General features: G+C 66.0%; 1 protein-coding gene and 1 pseudogene. One reads left to right on the forward strand and one right to left on the reverse strand.

The genetic code is table 11. The features are described from left to right. Positions 1-266: pseudogene (locus EOA29_RS42525) on the reverse strand (hypothetical protein); the annotation flags it as partial. On the opposite strand from EOA29_RS42525, the gene EOA29_RS39025 reads away from it, so the two are divergent. Then, a partial coding sequence (locus EOA29_RS39025) for an AraC family ligand binding domain-containing protein (RefSeq protein ID WP_189479170.1) occupies positions 165-664 on the forward strand: 500 nt, incomplete at its 3' end. The pseudogene EOA29_RS42525 and the gene EOA29_RS39025 sit on opposite strands and share 102 nt — an antisense overlap.

Raw genomic sequence — 664 nt, forward strand, 5'->3', positions numbered from 1 at the left:
CGGCCGTAGAGTTTCAGCTTTTCGGCAAGATCCGGATTGGGCCCGTCGCTGTGCAGGGCTTCGGCAAAAGGATCGGTCATGGCTGCTGCCTCGTTTGTCAGGAGAGGACCAGCAATAGGGGCCGGCAGGGTTCTGCGCTTGGGAAAAATTGCTATCTTTCGGTAATGGCGACGACTGACAAAAACCTCGGCTCTGGGCCCGGCTGGCAGGTGTGCGACGTGATCTGCACGGCACGCGCCGGCGACAGGCCGTTCGAGGAACAGCATCGCAGTTTCTGCCTCGCCGCTGTGACCAGTGGCACCTTCCGCTATCGCACGCGCCAGGGCACGGCGATGCTTGCTCCCGGCGCCATCCTGCTCGGCAATCCCGGCGCCTGCTACGAATGCGGCCACGAGCATGGCGCGGGCGACCGCTGCCTCTCCTTCCATTTTTCTCCGACGTATATGGAGCGCGTCGTCGCCGACGTGCCGGGCGCGGAGCGGCTTGGCTTCGACGGTCCAAGCCTGCCGCCCTTGACGGCGCTGGCATCATTGCTGGCGCAAGCGGAGGCTGCGCGGGAAACGGGCGATGCCGAGGCATTCGAAGAGCTCGGGCTCAACATTGCCGGCGCCGTGGTCGCGGCTGCAGCCGGCTCTCCCAAGGTCGCGCCGACACCCAGCCGGCG

Origin of the sequence: Mesorhizobium sp. M1E.F.Ca.ET.063.01.1.1 (genome assembly GCF_003998155.1) — a bacterium.
In the GTDB taxonomy this organism is placed as follows: Bacteria; Pseudomonadota; Alphaproteobacteria; order Rhizobiales; family Rhizobiaceae; genus Mesorhizobium.